The organism is Rhodothermales bacterium (assembly GCA_041391505.1).
Lineage (GTDB): Bacteria > Bacteroidota > Rhodothermia > Rhodothermales > JAHQVL01 > JAWKNW01.
The window spans coordinates 49,365-69,313 of record JAWKNW010000015.1; the positions used below are offsets into that span (position 1 = coordinate 49,365).

At 65.4% G+C, this 19,949-nt stretch carries 19 protein-coding genes; 1 reads left to right on the plus strand and 18 read right to left on the minus strand.

The window, feature by feature from the left end:
• Window positions 1-9 precede the first annotated feature (9 nt).
• The 14 genes from hslV to R2834_14925 all read right to left on the minus strand — a co-directional run bounded on the left by hslV (window position 10) and on the right by R2834_14925 (window position 14,529).
• Window positions 10-558, minus strand: coding sequence for an ATP-dependent protease subunit HslV (gene hslV, locus R2834_14860; protein ID MEZ4701616.1), 549 nt, complete (start codon window positions 556-558; stop codon window positions 10-12).
• A gap of 136 nt (window positions 559-694) precedes the next feature.
• Window positions 695-2,197: a D-alanyl-D-alanine carboxypeptidase/D-alanyl-D-alanine-endopeptidase gene (gene dacB / locus R2834_14865; GenBank protein MEZ4701617.1), complete on the minus strand. Its 1,503-nt coding sequence runs from the start codon at window positions 2,195-2,197 to the stop codon at window positions 695-697.
• Window positions 2,198-2,229: 32 nt separating this feature from the next.
• On the minus strand, window positions 2,230-3,051 hold the full coding sequence (gene mreC, locus R2834_14870; GenBank protein MEZ4701618.1) for a rod shape-determining protein MreC: 822 nt from the start codon (window positions 3,049-3,051) through the stop codon (window positions 2,230-2,232).
• Window positions 3,052-3,065: 14 nt separating this feature from the next.
• Window positions 3,066-4,076 carry a rod shape-determining protein gene (locus R2834_14875; protein ID MEZ4701619.1) on the minus strand — a complete coding sequence of 337 codons (1,011 nt, stop codon included), beginning with the start codon at window positions 4,074-4,076 and terminating at the stop codon, window positions 3,066-3,068.
• 134 nt (window positions 4,077-4,210) lie between these two features.
• Window positions 4,211-5,764, minus strand: a complete 1,554-nt coding sequence (gene purH / locus R2834_14880; protein ID MEZ4701620.1) for a bifunctional phosphoribosylaminoimidazolecarboxamide formyltransferase/IMP cyclohydrolase — start codon at window positions 5,762-5,764, stop codon at window positions 4,211-4,213.
• Between the two features lie 63 nt (window positions 5,765-5,827).
• Complete coding sequence (gene purN, locus R2834_14885; GenBank protein ID MEZ4701621.1) at window positions 5,828-6,457, minus strand: phosphoribosylglycinamide formyltransferase; 630 nt, start codon at window positions 6,455-6,457, stop codon at window positions 5,828-5,830.
• A 45-nt stretch (window positions 6,458-6,502) separates the two neighbouring features.
• Window positions 6,503-7,444 (minus strand): LD-carboxypeptidase, encoded by a 942-nt coding sequence (locus R2834_14890; GenBank protein MEZ4701622.1) that lies wholly within the window; start codon window positions 7,442-7,444, stop codon window positions 6,503-6,505.
• A gap of 2 nt (window positions 7,445-7,446) precedes the next feature.
• Window positions 7,447-7,659, minus strand: coding sequence for a LapA family protein (locus tag R2834_14895; GenBank protein MEZ4701623.1), 213 nt, complete (start codon window positions 7,657-7,659; stop codon window positions 7,447-7,449).
• 34 nt (window positions 7,660-7,693) lie between these two features.
• Complete coding sequence (locus R2834_14900) at window positions 7,694-7,918, minus strand: LapA family protein (protein ID MEZ4701624.1); 225 nt, start codon at window positions 7,916-7,918, stop codon at window positions 7,694-7,696.
• Between the two features lie 33 nt (window positions 7,919-7,951).
• A complete protein-coding gene (locus tag R2834_14905) occupies window positions 7,952-10,762 on the minus strand; it encodes a T9SS type A sorting domain-containing protein (GenBank protein MEZ4701625.1) in 2,811 nt (936 codons plus the stop codon).
• 149 nt (window positions 10,763-10,911) lie between these two features.
• Window positions 10,912-11,970 (minus strand): glycosyltransferase, encoded by a 1,059-nt coding sequence (locus R2834_14910; GenBank protein MEZ4701626.1) that lies wholly within the window; start codon window positions 11,968-11,970, stop codon window positions 10,912-10,914.
• Complete coding sequence (locus R2834_14915) at window positions 11,967-12,644, minus strand: acyltransferase (protein MEZ4701627.1); 678 nt, start codon at window positions 12,642-12,644, stop codon at window positions 11,967-11,969. The genes R2834_14910 and R2834_14915 overlap by 4 nt, the downstream gene beginning before the upstream one ends.
• Window positions 12,641-13,693: a phytoene/squalene synthase family protein gene (locus tag R2834_14920; GenBank protein ID MEZ4701628.1), complete on the minus strand. Its 1,053-nt coding sequence runs from the start codon at window positions 13,691-13,693 to the stop codon at window positions 12,641-12,643. The genes R2834_14915 and R2834_14920 overlap by 4 nt, the downstream gene beginning before the upstream one ends.
• The gene (locus R2834_14925) at window positions 13,690-14,529 is read right to left on the minus strand and encodes a carotenoid biosynthesis protein (protein ID MEZ4701629.1); all 840 of its coding nucleotides are present in this window, start codon (window positions 14,527-14,529) and stop codon (window positions 13,690-13,692) included. The genes R2834_14920 and R2834_14925 overlap by 4 nt, the downstream gene beginning before the upstream one ends.
• A 98-nt stretch (window positions 14,530-14,627) precedes the next feature.
• On the opposite strand from R2834_14925, the gene R2834_14930 reads away from it, so the two are divergent.
• Window positions 14,628-15,353 (plus strand): WbqC family protein, encoded by a 726-nt coding sequence (locus R2834_14930; protein MEZ4701630.1) that lies wholly within the window; start codon window positions 14,628-14,630, stop codon window positions 15,351-15,353.
• On the opposite strand, the gene R2834_14935 is transcribed toward R2834_14930, so the two are convergent.
• The 4 genes from R2834_14935 to R2834_14950 form a co-directional block, all read right to left on the minus strand.
• Window positions 15,306-16,202 (minus strand): sugar phosphate isomerase/epimerase family protein, encoded by an 897-nt coding sequence (locus R2834_14935; GenBank protein ID MEZ4701631.1) that lies wholly within the window; start codon window positions 16,200-16,202, stop codon window positions 15,306-15,308. The two genes, R2834_14930 and R2834_14935, sit on opposite strands and share 48 nt — an antisense overlap.
• A 17-nt stretch (window positions 16,203-16,219) precedes the next feature.
• Window positions 16,220-17,530 (minus strand): Gfo/Idh/MocA family oxidoreductase, encoded by a 1,311-nt coding sequence (locus R2834_14940; protein MEZ4701632.1) that lies wholly within the window; start codon window positions 17,528-17,530, stop codon window positions 16,220-16,222.
• 204 nt (window positions 17,531-17,734) lie between these two features.
• Window positions 17,735-17,962, minus strand: coding sequence for a hypothetical protein (locus R2834_14945; protein ID MEZ4701633.1), 228 nt, complete (start codon window positions 17,960-17,962; stop codon window positions 17,735-17,737).
• 174 nt (window positions 17,963-18,136) lie between these two features.
• The gene (locus R2834_14950) at window positions 18,137-19,936 is read right to left on the minus strand and encodes a hypothetical protein (protein ID MEZ4701634.1); all 1,800 of its coding nucleotides are present in this window, start codon (window positions 19,934-19,936) and stop codon (window positions 18,137-18,139) included.
• Between the last annotated feature and the right edge of the window lie 13 nt (window positions 19,937-19,949).

The window sequence follows — 19,949 nt, forward strand, 5'->3', positions numbered from 1 at the left end:
GGATTCGGCTTACGCGGCCTCGTCGAGTTCGAGGATCGTCAATTCGTGATTGGTGTAGATGCAGATATCGGCCGCGATCGACAGGCTTTGTTCGACGATCTGTCGCGCGCTCAGGGGGAGCTGATTCTGGATCAACGCGCGGGCAGCGGCAAGGGCGTAGGGGCCGCCCGATCCGATCGCGAGGATGTCATCGTCGGGTTCGATGACGTCACCGGTTCCGCTGATCAGCAAAAGACGTTCCGTCGAAGCGACCGCAAGTAGGGCTTCAAGCCGTCGCAGGTAGCGGTCGGTGCGCCAGTCCTTGGCTAGTTCGACGGCGGCGCGGGTGAGGATGCCGCCGTATTTCTGTAATTTTTCCTCGAAACGCTCGAACAGCGTGAACGCGTCGGCCGTGGATCCGGCGAAGCCGGCGATGATCTTGCCGCCATGCAACGCGCGTACCTTCTGCGCCTTGCTCTTCATGATCGTCTGCCCCATCGTCGCCTGCCCGTCCGAGCCCAACGCGACGCGTCCGTTGTAACGAACGCCCACTACGGTGGTCGCATGAATACCGCTCATTCCCGTCCCAGGTTGATTCTCAATTCTATGTCGAACACAGGCCTTCTTACACGAACATGGCCTCGTTCGGTTCACCGTTTATGAATCGAGAAATCAGGCGCGAACAGGGCCCCCGGGGCAGCGAAAAACGGGGGATTCAGCGGGTATACCGCGCCAGAAGCTGCACGATCGCGTCCTGCGTTCGATGGATTTCGCGGGCTCGCAGGGTGTGGTTATTGCAGAAGAGGACAAACGACAGCGGGGTCCCGCCGGCCGACGTGACATACCCGCTCAGATTGCTGGTGCCGGTGAGTGTCCCGGTCTTCGCCCGCGCGTTCCCCATAGCCGGCCCGGTGCGCATGCGCCGCTCCAGCGACCCGTCGACGCCGCCGATGGGCAGCGAGTTGAGGAAGGCCAGGCGGATCGCATTGTCCGGATGGTGCCACATGTAACGCAGCACGCGATCGAGCATCTGCGCCGTCACCAGGTTCATCCGGGATAACCCGGACCCGTCGACCAGCTGGATCCGGCTCGTGTCGACGCCGGCGCGGGCGTACGTGTACAGGGCGCTCATCACACCCATCTCGGTCGAACCGGGTTCGACGTCCGGATCGGCCACGGGGTGCACCACGCCGAGGGTCCGCAGCACGAGTTCGGCGTACAGGTTCTGGCTCTCCTTGTTGATCACCTTGACGATGTCGCGCAGCGGGGGGGAGGTGTGGGAGAGGAGCGGCGTCATCTCCGCCCGGGTGTAGTCGGGCTTGACGGGCAGATCGTCGACGTCGACGGCCTGGCCGCGGACCTCGATCCGATTGCTCTGGAGCACGTCGCGCAGCACGTGGACGAAGTAGAGGGTCGGATTCGCCACCGCCAGCCCGGTCGTATCGAGGCGGCCGGCGGGGAGTTCGGTGGAGATGACAAAGGAATTCGACGCCCGCGGGCGCTCGATCTCTTCGTCCTTGCGCTGGTCGGATGGGATGATGACGGCCGCGTTGAGCAGCTGGACGTACGAGGTGTTGCCGGGCTCCCAGTGCATCTGCGCCGGCCGGCCGGCGACGCTGCCGGTCATGATGACGTTCACGCTGTTGTCGTTGAACGAAAGACCGCTCATCTCGGCGCCATAATCGTACGGCTCGTCGTCCCAGCTCCAACCCGGCCCGAACGGGGTATCCTCGAAGATGTCGTCGTCCCCGATGAGGTCCCCCTCGATCGCGTAAATCCCCATGCTGCGCAGCGTGTCGGCCCATTCGCGGAACGTCCGGGTGATGTCGCCCTGGTTGAAACGCCCGCCGATGACCGGGTCCCCGGAGCCCCGAATATACAGGTTGCCCTTGAGTATCCCATTTTCGATGGGGCCGTCCGCATAGCCGATGGTGGTATAGGTGAAGCCGGGCCCGAGCTGGTCGAGGGATGCCGCCGTCGTGAAGAGCTTGGCGTTGGACGCCGGCATGAGGCTCAGCTTGTGGTTCCTTTCGTACAGCACCTCGCCGGTGTTCAGGTCGGTGATGTACGCCGCCCAGATCGCGTTCTCGTAGTCCGGCTGCTTGAGATACGTGTCGATGTACCGGGCCAGCTGTTCCGGGGACGTGGCCTGGGGCTGGGCAGTGGCGGCGCTCACGAGGAACGCGGCCACGGCGCAAAATAGAATCGATGGCTTCATAGGATGACAGGCCGTCCGCCGCCGGGCGGACGTTATTCGAGCTGTTCGATCGCCGTTCGTTCGGGGTCGGGCGTCTCCAGAACGACGAAGGCATGATCGCCGGTATCGATCGACGACGCCGGGCGAAGGTAGATAAGCAACTGGTTCTTACCGGGCTGGCGCTCGTAGGATTCCACCACGCCGATCGGGTAGCCGGGAGGGAAAACGCCGCTGAACCCGCTGGACACCACCAGGTCGCCCACCTCGACCTGTTCCGTCTTGATCACGTGCTCCATCAGCAGCTGGTCCCGAAGCTGCCCTTCCCACCGCACGATGCCCATCGCGTTGGACGACTGGAGCTTGGCCGGCACGCGGAAATCCATGTTCAGATACGACATCACGCGGGCGTAATGCTCGCTCACGAGTTCGACCTTGCCGAGGATGCCCCGGTCGTCGACCACGCCCATCCCCACTTCCACGCCCTGCTCGCGGCCCACGTTGAGCGTCAGGAAATTGCGCTGCCGGGTGATCTCTTTCTCGACGATGCGCGCCGGCGCGAGGCGATGGGCGGATTCCTGCCTGAATTCGAGCAGCCGGCGGAGCCGCTCGTTTTCCTGCTGGGCTTCCCGCGAACGCGCGAGCTGGCTGGAAAGCTGGATGTTTTCGCGCCGCAACGCGTCGTTCTCCTCCAGGGCGCGCACGTACCGGCCCACCCAGCTCATGTTGGTCTCGACACGGGCCGTCAGTTCGAGCGATGCCGCCCGGAGCGCGCGCAGAATGGATGTGTTCTGGGTGAGCATGACCAGCGTCGAGACGCCGAGCAGGCCCACCAGCAACACCCAGTCGCGAATCTGCGCCCATTGGCGGACATTCATAATCCGTCCCGTGCTCAGGTGAGCACTTTTTCGTACACGTGGAGATTCTCGAGCACCTTGCCCGTTCCGCGCACCACGGCGGTGAGCGGATCTTCAGCAATGTATACAGGGATCTCCGCCCGGTTCCGGATGAGGGTGTCCAGGCCCTTGAGGAGGGCGCCGCCGCCCGTCAGCATGATGCCGCGTTCCAGAATGTCCGACCCCAGCTCCGGCGGCGTCCGCTCCAGGCAGTGCAGCACGGCGGCCGCGATCTGGCCGATGGGTTCGTTGAGCGCCTCGCGGACGTCTTCCGATGAGATGGAGCGGATCTTGGGGATGCCGCTGACCAGGTCCCGTCCCTTGACCGAAATCTCCAGCTCGGGGTCGAGCTCGACCGCGCTGCCGATCTCGCATTTGATGCGCTCGGCGGTGCGGAGCCCGATGAGCAGGTTGTGATTCCGCTTGAAGTACTGCAGGATCGTGTTGTCGAGCTCGTCGCCGGCGACGCGGATCGACTCGTCGATCACGATACCCGACAGCGCGATGACGGCGATCTCCGTCGTGCCGCCGCCGATATCGACGACCATGTTGCCGACCGGCTCATCGACGTTCATCCCGATGCCGATCGCCGCGGCCATCGGCTCCTTGATGAGGTAGACCTGTTTGGCGCCGGCGCGCTCGGCGGACTCCCGCACGGCCCGCTCCTCGACGCCGGTGATCCCGCTCGGGACGCAGACCACCATCCGGCGGATCGAGCTGTACCAGCTCGTCTGCACCTTGCGGATCAGCCCGCGTATCATCTGTTCGGCCACCTCGAAATCGGCGATGACCCCGTCTTTCAGGGGGCGGATGGTTTCGATCTGCGGATGCGTCCGCTCGTGCATCTGCTGGGCTTCGTACCCGATGGCGATAGCCTGCCGGGTGCTGCGGTCGACGGCGACGATGCTGGGCTCGTTAAGGACGATGCCCTGGCCGGCGATGTGGATCAGCGTGTTCGCCGTACCCAGATCGATGGCTACATCGTGCGAAAACTTGAAAAAGGGCATGTAGGTGCGGGTTGCGGGTGTCGGGTTGCAGGCGTCGGGTTGCCCGTTCCAGGTGGGGGTGCAGGAAAGAACCTGGGCTGGATGCGGGAAACCGTCACCGCTCGAAGGACGCGTATGGCGTCTCGAGAACGTTCTCAGTGCCGGAAATGTCGTTGACCGGTAAAGACCATGGCGATGCCGCGCTCATCGGCTGCGGCGATCACCTCTTCGTCCCGCACCGAGCCGCCGGGCTGGATGGCGGCGCGGGCTCCGCTGGCGGCTGCTTCGAGCAGTCCGTCGGCGAACGGGAAGAATGCGTCGGAGGCTACCACCGATTGCGCGAAATTCAGTTCCGATTTGCGCCCTTTCATGACGGCGATCTCGGAGGAATCGATGCGGCTCATCTGGCCGGCGCCGACGCCGAGCGTCGCGCCGTCGCGGGCATACACGATGGCGTTGCTCTTCACGTGCTTGACCACGCGCCACGCGAACAACAGATCGCGCCACTCGGCGTCGTCCGGCTGGCGCTTCGTCACCACGGTGCACTGGGCTTTGAGCGCCTCGAACGCCGGCAGCACCGGGTCGCGGTCCTGCACCAGCAGCCCGCCGAGCACGGAGCGGACGTCGGGGCGGGCATCCGTCCGGGCCGCCTTGAGGGAGCGGAGCAGGCGGCGGTTTTTTTTCTGCATCAGCAGGTCGAGCACGCCGTCCTCGTACGCCGGGGCGATGATGATCTCGGTAAAGATCTGGTCGATGGCCTCGGCCGTCGCCCGGTCCAGCGGCCGGTTCACGACCACGATGCCGCCGAACGGCGACTGCCGGTCGGTGGCGAAGGCGTTGCGGTAGGCGTCGGCGAGCGTGCCGGCCGTGGCTACGCCGCAGGGGTTGGTGTGCTTGAGGATGGCGCACGTGGGCGGCTCGTCCCGAAACTCGTCGATCAGTGTGAGCGCGGCACTGGCATCCAGCATGTTGTTGAACGACAGCTCCTTGCCGTGCAGCGTCTCGACATACTCGCCGATGGTGCCGTAGATGCCGGCCTTCTGGTGCGGGTTTTCGCCGTACCGCAAGGTCTGATAGCGCGGTTCGCTCACCTCGAAAACGGCCGGCAGCTCATCTTCCGCGCCACGCGCGAAATAGGCGGCGATGGCCTGGTCGTACACGCCCGTATGCGCGAACGCCGCGCCGGCGAGCCGACGCCGGGTCGCCATGCCGAGCGCACCGTGCTGGCGCTCCAACTCGTCGGCCACGCCGGCGTAGTCGGCCGGCGACGTGACGACGCTGACAAAGAAGTAGTTCTTGGCGGCCGCCCGGATCATGGAGGGCCCCCCGATATCGATGTTCTCGATGGCGAGCGCGTCCGTGATGTCGGGCGAGGCGACGGCCTGTTTGAATGGATAGAGGTTGACGACCACCAGGTCGATCGGCGCGATGCCGTGCGCCTCCAGCTGGGCGAGGTCATCCGGGTCGTTCCGCCGGGCGAGCAGGCCGCCGTGCACGGCGGGGTGCAGGGTCTTGACGCGACCGTCGAGGATTTCGGGGAAACCGGTGATATCGGAGACATCCTTCACGGGCAGGCCGGCGTTGCGCAGCGCGGAGGCGGTGCCGCCGGTCGAAAGCAACTCGACGCCCAGCCGGTGAAGCCGGGTGGCGAACGCGGCGAGGTCGGTTTTATCGGAGACGGAGAGCAGCGCGCTTTGGATGGGGCGCATATCGTCGGGCGCCGGCAAGTCTTTTACTGAAATCATGATCTGGGATCGAACATCGTGAACAGGTCAGGTCCGGGAAGGCTCGTCGTCCACCAGCACGTGCCGGCCCTCGATGCGCACGCGCCCCTGGGCGAAGAGCGCGAGCGCCTCCGGGAAGAGGCGGTGCTCGACGGCCAGCACCCGCGCCGCGAGTTGCTCCGGCGTATCGCCGGGCTCCACACGCACGGGTTCTTGCAGCACTACCGGCCCGGTATCGTAGGCCTCATCCACCAGATGCACGGTGACGCCCGTCCACCGCACGCCGTAGTCGAGCACGGCCCGGTGGATTCGCTGGCCGTACATGCCCGGTCCTCCGAACGCCGGCAGCAGCGACGGATGGATGTTGAGCATGCGTCCGCGAAACGACGCCACGAAGGGCGCGGGGATCTTCTTCAGGTATCCGGCGAGGGCGATGAAATCGGCGTGGTGGGCGCGCAGGGTATCCTGCAAGATGGCGAGGTATTCGCTTTCCGTAAAGGATGCGGGGTCGAGCACGGCGGTGGGAATGCCGTGCGACCGGGCGCGTTCGAGCGCGAAGGCGTCCGCCTTGTTGCTCAGGACGAGCGCCAGGGTCGCCGGCAGCCGGCCGGTCTCTATCGCATGAACGATTGCTTCCAGATTAGAGCCGCCCCCGGAAGCGAATACGGCTAACTGCATCAAGGTGTGCGTCGGAAGGACGTGACAAAAGCCGGGGGAATATAATCAGACAAGATCGTAATCAGAAGAGCCGACTACAGGTTCGAGCAGCGCGAGGGCGGCATGGCTGCCGGAAACGGTGAGGCGCGCGTGAATTCCGATCGGCAGGGCGATTTTTTCGGGGAAATGCCCGTACGGAAGCCCGCGTGCCACGGGATACGACGCCCCTCCGAAATAGGCCTCGATCACGCCCTCGAACAGTCCGGGGTCGTTATCGGGGTCGGGAAACCCGGTGAATCCGCCGAGCACCACGCCGGCCAGGGTGTCCAGCAGCCCGGCCAGCCGAAGCTGGCACAGCAACGCATCGATGCGGTAGGGCGCCTCGCCCACGTCTTCCAGAAACAGGATCGCGCCGTCGAGCGAAGGGAGGTAGGGAGTGCCGATGAGGCGCGCGATCAGCGACAGGTTGCCGCCGATCAGCGTGCCCTCCGCCGCGCCGGCGCGCACCGGGACGAGCGCGTCGCCGCCCGGGTCGAGCGTCGGTATCCCGCCGCATGCGAGCGACCAGAACTGCGCCTCGCGCTGCGGATCGATGGTCGGCCAGTCGACGCCGACCATCGGACCGGATATCGACGGGACGCCGGCCTGGCTCAGCCAGGCCAGTTGCAGCGCCGTGATGTCGCTGTAACCCACGAGCAGACGGGGGCGCGCCCGCAGCGCGTCGTAGTCGATGCGATCGAGAATCCGCATGGCGCCATAGCCGCCGCGCGCGCAGAAGAGGGCGTCGATGGAGGGGTCGCGCAGCGCATCGTTGAGTTCGGCGGCGCGTTCGTCGTCCGTGCCGGCGAGGAAGCCGTACGGGGGGCGATCGGGTGGGCCGGCGATGCGGTAACCACGGGATGCGAGTATCTCGCAGCCCCGGTGCAGATCACGCAGGGATCGGGGTGGTCCGGCGGGCGCGATGACGGCGATGGCGGACCGGCCCGGGACGAGGGGAGACGGCTTCAACCTCAGGAGTTGCGCATGAGCCGGCGGCGGCGGATGCTGCTCGGCAGCGTCGCGAGGATGCCGGTCAGGATACCGATGATAAAGGTGCTGATCAGGATCACCGCCACGGTGCCCTCTATCGCATAGGGACCGAGCTGGATGTTGATCTTGGTCTGATTCTCAAAGCCGAAAAGAACCGTTATCAGGGCCAGCGCAAAGGCTAGTATGGTTCGCATGGTTATGGGTAAGGATGGTGGCTGAAGAAGCGGATCAACCCGCTTTTTCGCTGGTGCGGCGCATGCGGTACGCACGCCATCCGCTCGGTATGCTGGTGCTCATACCGACGAGCATGCCCAGGGCGAAACATGCAATGAGGATGATGCCGGCGGATGCCGTGATCTCGAAGGGGCCCAGCAGTAATTTGACGACACCCGGATTCTGGATAGCCACATAGACGGCCAGTCCCGCCAGCACGAGGGAAATCAAGACGTTCATGGAATTCCTTGCTTCAACGCGAGGTCTTTGGGGTTAACGCATGAGCGTCATCGTTCGGCTCATGACGTAAGGCGGCGCGCCTGAATCGGAGAGGGGCGTCGCCGTGAGCGTGTAAATATACGAACCACTCGCGAGAGAAGATGCATCGAACGCGACGCGGTGCGATCCGGCGCCGCGGACGTCGCCGCCAATCAGCGTGGCCACTTCTCGTCCCGCCACATCGTATACCGACAGGCGGACCCTGCCCGGGCCCGGCAGCGTGAACGCGATCTCCGTGCCGGACTGGAAGGGGTTGGGGTAGTTCTGCCCAAGAACGTACGCCGCTGAAAGCTCGGTGTCAATCGGCTCGATCGGAACGGGCATCTGTGGCAGGCCGACGAAGACGCCCCGGCCGTGCGTGCCCAGCGCGACGCGTCCGTCCGACCGCCGGCTCGCCACCGACGACACGATCGCATGGCCCAGCACCGACGCGCCCTCGCGCACCCATTCCGTGCTGTTGCCGGCGAGGGTTTCGGTGGCGAAGACGCCCGCGCTCGTGCCGGCGAGGTACACCGTCCCGTTATTCACCGGCAGAATCGAGGCCGACCGAACGGACGGTCCGGGCTGATTCGCGTCGCCATCCATGTTGCCCTCCACCTGCGTAAAGGTGACGCCCCCGTCGGCGCTGTGGTAGAGGCTCTTGATGTTATAGTTGGAGAGGACAACCAGCAGCTCGTCGCCGTCGACCGGGTTCACGGCGATATCGTGCACGTAGCTGCCGGAGGGCGCCTCGTTGAACGCGAGGGCCGTCGCGGCGGTCGTCGCCCCGGATGCATTGTCGAACCGGTACAGCAGCGGCACGTTGCTGCCGCTGGACGCCCCGTAGTACAACGCGGTGACGCCGCTGCGCGCGCCGGCGGCCATCGCGCTGACGACGTAGCCTGCCGGCACCGTCAGGTTGGGCAGCTGCTCCCAGTCCGTCAGGCTCACCGCGCCCTCGCCGTAGCGCCAGATCGTCCGGCCGGCGGGGTAATACAGGATCGTCTCGTCGATGGGGTCGACCGCGAAGGGGTTGATGAACAGCTGGTCGGCGGCGTCCGGCGGCGTCAGCTCGGCCGTGAAAAACAGCGACCCTCCGCTGCCGTACCCGTATTTGAGCAGCCGGCCGCTCTGGGAGGATGCAAGGGCGTACGTGGCCCCGAGATAGGCGTACGCCCCGTCGCCCGAACTGAGGTCGTTCGGCGCGCCCGAGACGTTCAACGCGGGGTCGTACCGGAAAAACGGGCTGCCGTTGTCCTGCGTGCCGCCCAGGATGCGGTCGTCGCCGGCTTCGGGCGACAGGCTCACGTGGTAATACTGGGTGACATGATACCCGTCGTTGCGCCGCGCCCACTGCACCCGTGCTCCGGAAACCGTGATGTCTTCGGTCACGCTGATGCCGCCGTCATGCCCGACCCACACGCGGTTCGGCTGGCCGGGGTCGAACGCGATCACATGCTGGTCCGGGTGATGATTGGGATAGGAGGATACATTGTTGTTGATGTCGTACCCGCCCACCCAGTTCTCGATGGGCGCCGTCGCCGGCGCGGCGAAGCCGTCCCGCGAACGGAACAGGTTGATGCCGCCGATGAGCACGAAATCCTCGTCGTCCGGCTTGACGGCGATCGTCATGTTGTAGTTGAACTGCGAGTTCATCACCCCGACCGGCGGCCCGAAGTCCGGCAGGTTGGCGGAACGGTCTTCCGCGGTGCCGGCGGTGAGATCGAGCTTGAAGAAGTTGATTTCCTCGTCTTCGAACGGGTTGTCCGACGGCGTGGACGTGCCCGTGAAGGTGAGGAGATACGCGATGCCGGGATTGGAGGGGGGGATGGCGACGACCGAGCGCTCGTGCTCGGTCGGGAAACCGGCCGGCGTGATGTTGCTCCAGGTCGTGCCGTTGTCGGTGGACCGGTAGACGCCCGGATCCTCCGTCGGATTGCTGCTGAACCCGGTGGACATCACCGCGACCAGCGTGCCGTCGGCTCCTACGGCGATGTCGCTCCAGATCGGCAACAGGCCGAACGGCCCGATCAGCGGCGCGAACGAGGCACCCTGGTTCGTCGAGCGCCAGATGCCGTATCCATTGACAGCCAGGAAGACGGCTCCCGTGGTCGGACTCACCACGATCCGATGCACGTAATCGTACTCAGAATCGAACTGCGTCGGGTTGTTGTCGAGGTCGATCGCCCCTGCCGTCCATGTGTCGCCGTTGTCGGTCGAGACATAGATGCCCGATCCGTACATGAAGGCCCGGCCGCCGTTATCGCCGGCCGATCCGCGCAGCTCGCCGCCGCCGGCGTACCAGGTCGATCGGTTGCCCGGGCGCGGGTCCTGCGCGATCGCGGTGATGCCGAGCATCTCTTCCGTGTTGCCCCGCAGCGTCCACGAGACGCCGGCATCGGTCGATTTCCAGATGCCGCCCGTCACGCCGGCGGCGATCAGGGTGCTCGAGTTGCCCGCATCGACGCTCAGGGCGCGCGTGCGCCCGCCCACACCGGAGGGGCCCGCCTCGCGCCAGTCGAACAGCGGCATCAGCCCGTTTTTGGACGGCACGTCCTCGCGCACCGGCAGGGTGCGGGCATATTCCAGCTCCCGTCTGCGGATCTGCGCCGGGATGGCGTCCGTCGCCGGGTCGCGCAGCAGCATGTGGAAATAGGTGTCGCGGGCGCGTTTCGTGAGGGCCTTTTCTGCCTCGCGATCGGGCGTCGCTTCCGTCTGCGCGGCGATGACGGCCGGCGACTGTGTGCTGCGGGAGAGCGCGAGTCCTCCGGCGATGACGAGCAGGGCGAGGGCCAGCGAAGCGCCGGCGACGAGCATTTTTTTCATGTTAAACCGCCGGCAAGGCAGGTATAGGCTGAGCGGAACGGAAGTACGGGTGCGCCGCCGAACGATCGGTTCGTATGCAGGTAGGCGGCTGGATTTGCACTGTGTTTGAGCGCCGACCAAATCCATGCCAGCGATGCAGGGCGCATCCGTCAGACGGTTCGCCCCTTCCACTGGACGCGTCCGCTGCGATGCGCCAGCGCGGAGTCTATCTGTACTATCGATGCAAGTACATACGAAAGCGGAGCGAAAAGCGAAACCCAGACCGGTAACCGGCTCCGCCGGTCGGTCAGCGTCTTGTTCAGGTAGACGAGTCCCAGGAGTGGCCACGCAACGAGGGGGGCCACCGTGTAGGTGATGGCGAAGAACACGAACAGCGGGATAAATCGCCCGGGCGTGCCGCCGAACAGCAGATAGGCGTTTTTCCGGAAGCCGGCACGCGCCTCGGCGAGCGAACCGTACATGTACACCGCCAGCTCACCGGTGGCGTCCACGATCGAGGGGGTGACGCCCCGGCGCTTCAGGTAGCGCCCGATCATCACATCCTCCAGGATCTCGTCCGCCACGGCGGCATGCGGCTCGTGCTCGCGATAGAGATCCCGCGAGATGATCCAGCATTGTCCGTTTACCGCCCCGAGCGCGGGCGAAGCGAGACGGCGTACGAGCGGCCACGGCAGCCCCATCAGCATGGCGTTCGGCACGATGCTCACGAGCAGCAGGCCTCCTCCCCGGAAATGGGGGAGCACCGTCAGCACGCCGGGCTCGGGGATGGCCAGATACCGCTGGATCAGCCGGGCAAGGGCCTTCGCATCGAGCCACTCGGTGTCGGCGTCGAGGAAGAGGAAGACCTCGCCGGCCGCGCTGCGCGCCGCCTGATGGAGCGCGTGCACCTTGCCCATCCATCCCGGGGGCGGACCCTCCCCGCGCAGCGTCCGCAGCCGGTCGGATGCGTGGGCGCGCAGCACGTCCGGCGTGGCGTCGGTGGAGCCGTCGTCATACACGATGACTTCGAGCCGGGGGTAATCCTGCGCCAGGAGCCCGGGCAGGAGCCGGGTGAGGTTGGCCGCTTCGTTGCGGGCCGGAATGAGCACGGATACGAAGGGGAGCGATGCCGCCGGCACGCCGGCCTCTTTTTGCCGGCGGAGATAGACCATGTTGGCCGCGAAGACGACCAGCATGGCGGCATGGAGGGCGACGATGAGAAGGGTCATCGGATGTACCGGCTGAAAAACGTGCGCGTCATCCGGAAGTCGCGCCCTTCGTTCGGTCCGCGCCGGCCCTCGAACAGCAGCGTCGTGTGCGCGGGTCTGGCCGCGCGGAGCGGAGCCCACAAGGCCTCCAACCGGTCCCGTTCGTCGCCTGAGGACGTCGCGTGCGGCGTGCCGGCGTGGAGGAGGGCGGTCGGCAGCGAATCGCCCCACCAGGTCACATGGAGGGCGACCGGCGCCCACAGCTTGGCCGGAAACAACCGATCCAGGCGCGCGAACACGCCGTCGGGAAACGCCAGCAGGCCTTCCTCGGGTGCGTGGAGCCGTCCTTCCGGGAAATAGGTGAGGGTGGTTCGCGGATCCTGCGCCATCCGGGCCGCCGTGCGTCGTATCGTGGCGACGCGCCGGGCGGGATCGTCGGATGGGAAGGGGACGGCGCCGCAGGGCGCGAACAGCGGAAACCGGTCCCATTCCTCCATCCAGAGGATCAAGGACCGGTCGAGTCCCCGTTCGACGGCATACCACAGCAGATGACCGTCGTAAAACCCGTGGTGGTTGGCGTAGATGGCCACGGGCAGGTCGGCCGGCCAGTCGGGCGGGTCGCCCACCCAGCACACGCGGCGAAAGGCGGAGGCCAGCCCGCTCACGATCAGCCGGGAAACCAGGTATTCGATCATGCGGGGAGACGCGCCGGCGCGGCGGCGCGCCGCGTCAGCAGGCGTCGCTTGCGCCGCTCGTAGGTGTCGAAGAAAACCAGTTGCAGCTTTTTGGCCCCGGAAGTATACGCCCGCGCCGAAAGATTGTCATAGCCGCGCGCCCGGATTTCGTTCAGGATTTCGCGATACATGCGTGCCGCCGCGCCGATGCCGGAGCGGACCGAGCGGTTGAGCGACCCGATGCCGGCGATGCCTTCGACAAAGTACTGCTCCGCCAGCATCATCAGCGCCTCCATCAGTTCGCTGTAGCCTTCGGGGATACCGCCGGCGCCATCGGGCGCGATATCCGGGCAACCGTGCGCCAGCCGCAGCGACTCGGGCAGATAGATGCGCTGGAGCTCGCGCGCATCCTCACCTACGTCGCGCAGGATGTTGGTGATCTGCATGGCGATGCCGAGGGCGCGAGCCGGCGTCTCGAGCCGGGTGAGATCGGCGCGATCGTCGATGAGGAAGGGCAGCATCATGGCCCCGATGCTGCCGGCGACGAGGTCGGCGTAGCGGATGAGGTCGGCTTCATCCCGTATATGGATCCCCCGGAGATCCCATTCCGCGCCATCGATCAACTCGTGGAGCGGAGGCGTGTGCAGGGTGTACCGGGTGTGGATCTCGGCGAGACGGCGCCACATCAGGCTGTCCGGCGGCGGATGCCCCGACAGCGACCGGTCGAGTGCCCGCCGCGCCGAGGCGAGCTTCTTGAGCGCGGCGTCCCGTTCGGCCGGCGTGCGGGCATGATCGGCCAGGTTGTCGATCGTCCGGCAGAAATAGTAGAGCGTGGCGATGGGCAGCCGCATGGGGGCCGGAAGCAGCCGCGTGGCGAAGGAAAAGGTGCGCGAGTAATGCCGGAAGATTTTCCAGATGTGCGCATCTTCCCAGGCTCTGCGCGCTTCGGGCAACAGGCCGTCCGGTGCGATGTGGGCGTCTCGATGCGTGAGCGACTCCGGGTGCGCGTTGTACTTCATGCAGGTCGTCGTCTGCGTGCCGATGGGCGTTTCGATCGAGGAGGCTTTCATGAGAGCACGGGCGTCGGGCGTGCCGTGCGCGATTGGGCGACCAGGTAGAGCGGAAGGGCTGTCGCGATCACGCCGAAGGCGACCGCTCCGTACAGGCCGTAGAGCAGCGAGAGGGCCAGCGGGAATGCGCCGTTGAGCAGGTAATACACGGGCGTCCATTCGTGGAAAAGCTCGCGATTTCGGAAGAGGCCGGCGTAGGCCGTCATGATCACGAGCGACACGCCGAACCAGCCGGCCCAGTTGCTCAGTGGCATCCCGAAGAACACGCCGCCGTTCGGATACGTCCAGAACGGAAAGGCCCGGCTCATCGCCGGGTCGAGCGACACATCCCACAGGACCATGAACGCGGCGGCCAGCGGGATGCGCGAAATCGGGCTGCGGGTCAGCCGGCCGGCGAGTTCGTAACTCGCGATCGACATGGCGAACCACGACGGGGGGATGAAGTAGGGGACGTGGTCCAGGATTTTGGGGCCGAGCCAGAACGTGTAGGCGTATTCGCCGAACGGGATGCCGGTCGTGGTGCCGATCAGCTCGCTGGCGCCGCCGATGGCGCTGCCGGCAAGCAGGGCCAGTCCCATCGTCTTCCAGCCCGCGCTCGGACCGTACATGAGCACCGGCAGGATGGGGAGAATGGCCATGTAGGTCCAGGTCGGACCCTTCACGAGCGTCGGATAATACGCCCCGAACAGCGCGAGACTGGCGGGGAAAAGCTTCAGGAGGAGACTCCCCCCGATGCTGAAACCCATCGCCGCGACGAAGACGAGCGCGAAACGTTTGAGCCACCGGTCGGTCGAAGCGCCGTGGTCGGGAGGGAGCAAGGTGTAGGGAACTGTCATGTGGTGGATGAAGGTTCTTCCTGGTCGTTACGAAGCCGGGCTCGCTGGTGTTCTCGGCACGGCAAGCGCGACTAACGCACGTGTAAACCCATACGTCGATGATCGTTGTACTGGCGCCGGAGTATTTACCGGGAGGTCTTTTCCCCGCGCTCGCGCGTAGGGCGGACCTCGTGATACTGGCCGACACGTACCAGTACAGCCGGCAATCGTACCAGAACCGCACCCGGGTGCGCACGCCTCAGGGCTGGCAGTGGTTGTCCGTACCGCTGCTCGGCCGGCAGCACGGGCGCCCGATCCGGGAGACGATCGTGGATCCGCGCGCGGCCTGGTCCGGCAGCCACCGGCGCTCGATTCAGTACAACTACAGCTCCGCCCCGTTTTATGACTACTACATCGATCCGCTCATGGAAATATGGGATCAGGAGTGGCGTGTTCTCGGGGATCTGACCTGCCGGAGCATGGAATGGATGGCCGACATGCTGGCGCCGGCCACGGCCCTGCGCCGCGCCTCCTCGCTCCCGGGCGCCCCGGACACGCTGGAGGCGATCTGCCGGGCGCTCGGACGTGAAGACGTGCTAATGCCCGAGGCGCAAAGCCGGCGCGACGCGGCCCGGGTCAGCGACCCGCACGTCGCGACGTTCGACTTGCCGGCCTATCGCCAGAACTTCGAAGGCTTCGTGCCCGGCATGTCGGGGCTGGATGTGCTGTTCAACTACGGTCCGGAAAGCGGCCGGCTGCTGGATGCCGGTCTGCACATCGCGCCGATGCCGGCGCGTTCAGACGGTCGGCAGGACGCGATCCATCCGGGCGGCGATATCGCGTAACCGATCGGCATTGCCGCCGGAGACCTCGGCGGCGGCCCAGCCGACATACCCGATGTCGGCCAGCGCGGCGTTCACCGCCGGCCAGTCGCAATCCCCTTCGCCGATCTCGACCTTGAAGCCTTCCCACAGCCCTTGGTCGTTGCGCTTTTCGCGGCTGAATTCCTTGACGTCCAGCTTGAGGATGCGCGGACCCAGCGTGCGAATCCACTGCTCGGGCCACCCGTAATTCACGATGTTGCCGATATCGAAATGCGCGCCGATCCACGGGCTGTCGAATTCGTCGATGTACCGTGCGAACTCGAGGGGGCTGAGCAGAAACTGATTCCAGACGTTTTCCAGCGCGATCTTTACGCCCACCTCGCGGGCGAGCGGGAGCACCTTGCGGATTTCGGCCTGCGACCGCTCGTAGGCTTCCGCATAACTCACCTCCTTGTTCACCACCGCCGGCACGAGGAGCACCGTCGTGCAGCCGTAGCGGCGGCCCTCCCGCAGGGCATGCTCCAGGGCAGCGCGCCCCTCTTCACGCACGGCGGGGTCGGGGTCGGAAAGCGTCTTGCGCCAGTGGACGGAATCGACCAGGCCCGGTATCAGGAGGCCGGTGGCGTCGCGGGCGTCGACGACCTCCTGCGGGTCGAGATCGCTCGGGCTGTCGAGCTCGACCCCGTCGAATCCGATCTCCTTGAGCAGCTTGAACTTGTCCAGGATCGAGAGGGGCTCGTCGACCATGCCGAACTTGAGCGCCTTGAACAGGCGCTTGCGGGGCGCGAAGCCGGACAGCGGCAGCGCCGGCGCGGCGGCGAGCGCGAGGCTCAGGCCACCGGCCTGCGACAGAAACGTGCGACGATTCATGAGATAGGGTGCTACGATCAGGAGAAAAAGCGTTCGACCTGGGTGACGCCCGGGACGGCGACCGGCGCTTCGGCGAGGGATCCGAACGCGAAGTCGTCCGGCACGAGCTTCTGCTCGGACCGCATCATCTGCTCCCAGGTCAATTCCTGCCCGGTATAGCAGGCCTCGCGTCCGAGCAGCGCCGTCATCGTGCTGTAGGCGACCTCTTCGGCTTCGTTGAGCGGCTTGCCCTCGCGGATGCTCGCGATCAGGTCGGCATGCTCCTGCACATACGGGTTGTTGCCTTTTTCCGGGTACTCGAAGATCACTTTGCCTTTGTGCGAGGTGAGAAGCGAGGAATCCGGGTTGACGTCCGCCACGCCTTCGGTGCCGATGATGCGGTTGGACACGTTCGTGTAGCAGTTTTCCATCTGCCGGCACATGGCCGTCACGCGCGCCCCGTTGGCGTAGGTGTACTGGATGTTGAAGTTGTCCCAGATGTGGCCGAACGATGGGTCGACGCGTTTCTGCCGGCCGCCGGAGCCGATGGCGCTGACGGGCGGTCCCTGCATCACCCAGTTGATCGCGTCCAGGTTATGGACGAACTGCTCGACGATGTGGTCGCCGGAGAGCCACGTGAAATAGTACCAGTTGCGGCACTGCCACTCCATGTCGGACATGCCCGGCTTGCGCGGACGCAGCCAGATGGGGCCCGTCAGGTAATACTCCGAGGCGCCGACGACCTGCCCGATGCGGCCTTCGTGGATGCGCTTGACGGCTTCGACGTAGCTGGGCTGCCGGCGGTACTGGGTGCCGGCCACGATCGACAGCCCCTTCGCTTTCGCCATCTCGCCCGATTCGATGACCGAGCGGACGCCCGAGGGGTCCACGCCGCAGGGCTTCTCGATGAAACAGTGTTTGCCGGCCTCGACGGCGTACCGGAGGTGGATCGGCCGGAAGCCCGGGGGCGTGGCCATGATCACGAGGTCGACGTCGCTTTCGATGACGTGTTTGTAGGCGTCGAACCCGCTGAAGCAGTGGTCGTCCTTCACCTGGTAGCTGTCGCCGAGCGCTTCCTTCAGCGGCATCCGACGCTCTTCGAGCCGGTCGCGGAAGAGGTCTCCCATGGCGACGAGCTGGACGCCTTCCGAGGATTCCGCGCAATCGCGCGCCGCCCCGGATCCGCGGCCGCCGATGCCGATCAGGCCCACGCGGATCGCGTCGGAGCCGCCGGCGTAGGCGAAGTTGCCCGAGGGCATGAGGCTGGCTGCGAGGCCTGTCGTGGCGGCAGCCGTTTTGAGAAATGCGCGCCGGGTGACCGGATTGATGATGCGTTCGTCCGCGTTCACGGGATACCTCCAGGGTGTTTACAGATAACGGGCCTGTGCCCGGGCAGCGCGGCTGTCGCCCGCCCGCCGAGAGGCCACAGGCTGCAGGCGGATGCCTGCGGTGATTCCGGGCACAATAAACAAACGAAACCGCGAGCAAGGCAATAAAAAACCCGGCCCACGAAGCGTGGACCGGGTGAAAATCTTTCGTCTGTGCGCGGACCGTCAGTTCTGGGTGGTGTACTGATGGTATTTGTGCCAGATGCGCGTGGCCTCGATGCTGTCCCCAAACGGCGAGCCGTGCTTCTCGTAGACCTTGTTCATCGTGGTGTGCAGGCGTTGAAGCGCGGTGTCGAGAGCCTTCACCTGCAGCTTGAGCCGGCCGTTCGCCTCACGCAGCGAACGCAGCGCCGATTCGAGCTTCTCGATGTTGACGTTGCTGTTGGTTTTCATACGTTCAAGGAGATCCCGTGTTGATTGAGTGCGTCCCCAGAATACGATGAGGGGCCAGCCGCCGCCATGAGCCACCGGCGCATAGGCGCTCAACTATCGGCGCAAAACCAAAACATGGCGCGACGATGCGACTCCGGACGCCCTGTGAACCCGCATACGGGATTCCGGTTCGGCTCAGGGCTGCGCGGTATCGCCGACGGTCCAGGCCCGCTGCCAGGTGCCGAGGTGGGTCAGGCCGAGCGTGATGCCGCCAAAGGCGCCGATGCCGGCGATGGCGCCCGGGTTGGTGGAAATGGTCGCGTTCGGGCCGATGGTGAGATCGAGGCCGTAGTCGGTGGACGTGATATTATTGATCAGATCCTGCATTTCCTCCTCGAAGTCGTCGAGCTCGTCCTTGCGGCGGTGCCAGTAGAACGGCGCCTCGTAGATGAGCGCCCCGTTGGCCTTGCGAATGCGCAGGGTGAGGTCCCCCATGCGGCTCTGCGTGCCCCAGGTGCAGTTGGTTGCCCACGTGCGCGATTTCGTGACGGTGTTGTACGCGCACACGTCGTAGGGGGTGTCGCTGTCCCACAGGCGGTTCAGCGCGCTGAGGCGCGTGACGACCAGGTCAAGGTAGACGAGGTCCTGAATCTTGAACGGGCGGGTAGCGAACGGGCTGCCCGTCGACCTCAGGTTGGGATCGAAGCCCGCTGCGACGGGAAAGGTGTAGCGCTCCTCGTCGGCGAGTTCCATCGTCAGCAGCGAACGGCCGTGGTTCTGCGCATTGAATAGCTCCAGGTAGATCTCCTCCTGCGGGTCGAAAACGGACAGGAACGCATCGAATTTGGTGATCGACAGCGGAACGACCGGGACGGCATCCGTGCGAAACAGCACCTGCCAGCCGTAGGTGCCGCTGTAGTCATGCTGATGGCTGTAATACAGGGCGTCCTGTCCGCTCGGCAGCGACCAGGCGGCGCCGTAGTCGCGGAGTACGGATACGTCCATGTGCCCGAAGTTGGGTACGCCTTCTTCAATCGCGATCAGGCTGCCCGAGATCGACACGTCGCCGGAGAGATCGACGTACGGGTTGAGCATGTCCGACGGCGTTTTGACCAGCACGATCCCCGTCCAGTTGAACGCAACATCCGGCAGGACGCGCAGGTTGCCTTCCACCACCAGAACGCCCTCGCCGGAGAAGCCATTGCTCACGATGAGATCGCCCTGGAAGGTCATGACTTCGTGGATGCCGTCGTTGAAGGAGCCGCCAAGGTCGGCGAGATCGGTGACGACGAGGTGCGAGCCGGGGTTCTTCGCGACATACGTCGCCACGGTCTGGCTCACCTGATCCGGGAAGTAGATGCCCGTGGAGTGGTCGTACGCGTCCCGCTGCACCTGCGTCACCGGCAGCACCGAGATTTCCGGATGGTTGCTCGAGACGAGCGCCGTGTTCAGGTCGTTTTGCAGGTCGTACCACCCAATGCCCAGTTCGCCGAGGCTGTCGATGGCGCTGAGTTCATCGACCAGCATGTCTTCCAGGTCGAGCAGGCTCTGGTCGTCGAGCACGACATGCTGCAGGTTCAGCTGCGCGAGGGGGGAGATCTGCGCGTCCAGGTTGGCTGCCTTGATCTGGAGGCCGCCGCGGGCCGCGAAGTTATTCCACTCGTACCGGCTACGGATCTCGTGTATGGCGCTTCCGTATTCCGCCTGGACCGTGTAGTCCAGGACGTTGCCATCCCGGGTGTAGTTCACGACCCGATACATCCCGCCGCTCTGGTGGACGCTGTCGAAGGGCGCTGTCGTGCCGACGCCGTTGGAGGAGACCCAGTGCGTGAGCACGACTTTTCGCGCCTCCAGCGCCAGTTCGCGTGCGATCAGGCTGTTCTGATGGTCGGAGGTTTCCGCTTCAGCCTGGAGGCTGGTCAGTCGTGAACTGTTCTGGAGCGTGACGATGATAACGGTCAACGCGAGCGCGGCAATGACGGCCCCTTTACCCATGTTCGTGGCTGAT